The sequence below is a fragment of the Streptomyces sp. NPDC060002 genome, from assembly GCF_042737245.1.
Lineage (GTDB): Bacteria > Actinomycetota > Actinomycetes > Streptomycetales > Streptomycetaceae > Streptomyces.
Genome location: NZ_JBHWUW010000139.1, coordinates 1 through 1,019, shown reverse-complemented (window position 1 = coordinate 1,019; position 1,019 = coordinate 1). Strand labels below are relative to the sequence as shown.

The 1,019-nt window shown below is 66.2% G+C and carries 1 protein-coding gene; it reads left to right on the top strand.

Annotated features, from left to right (window positions below; translation table 11 throughout):
- Window positions 1-1,019: adenosylhomocysteinase (locus ACFWBD_RS41530; RefSeq protein ID WP_385679437.1), on the top strand; the 1,019-nt coding region annotated here is incomplete at both ends.

Below are 1,019 nucleotides of genomic sequence, written 5' to 3'. Positions count from 1 at the left end.
GACTTCAAGGTCGCCGATCTTTCCCTGGCCGCTTTCGGCCGTAAGGAGATCACCCTGGCCGAGCACGAGATGCCCGGCCTGATGTCGATCCGCAAGGAGTACGCCGCTGCGCAGCCGCTGGCGGGTGCCCGGATCATGGGCTCGCTGCACATGACGGTGCAGACGGCTGTGCTGATCGAGACGCTGGTGGCGCTGGGCGCCGAGGTCCGCTGGGTGTCCTGCAACATCTTCTCCACCCAGGACCATGCGGCCGCCGCCATCGCGGTGGGCCCGGACGGTACGCCCGAGGACCCGCGGGGTGTTCCGGTCTTCGCCTGGAAGGGCGAGACGCTGGAGGAGTACTGGTGGTGCACGGAGCAGGCTTTGACCTGGCCGAACACGCCCACCGGCGGCCCGAACATGATTCTGGACGACGGTGGTGACGCCACCATGCTCGTCCACAAGGGCGTCGAGTACGAGAAGGACGGCAAGGTCCCCTCTCTCGACACGGCCGAGTCCGACGAGCACCGCGTCGTCCTCGAGGTCCTGACCCGCACGATCAGTGACGGTTCGCAGAAGTGGACGCAGCTCGCCTCGGAGATCCGCGGTGTGACGGAGGAGACCACGACGGGTGTGCACCGTCTGTACGAGATGCACCGTGACGGCTCTCTGCTGTTCCCGGCGATCAACGTCAACGACGCGGTCACGAAGTCGAAGTTCGACAACAAGTACGGCTGCCGGCACTCGCTGATCGACGGCATCAACCGCGCCACCGATGTTCTGATCGGCGGGAAGACGGCGGTCGTCCTCGGGTACGGCGATGTCGGCAAGGGCTGCGCGGAGTCGCTGCGCGGGCAGGGCGCGCGGGTGATCGTCACGGAGATCGACCCGATCTGCGCGCTGCAGGCGGCGATGGACGGTTTCCAGGTCACGACGCTGGACGAGGTCGTCGACAAGGCGGACATCTTCGTCACCACGACGGGCAACAAGGACATCATCATGGCCTCGGACATGGCCCGGATGAAGCACCAGGCGATCGT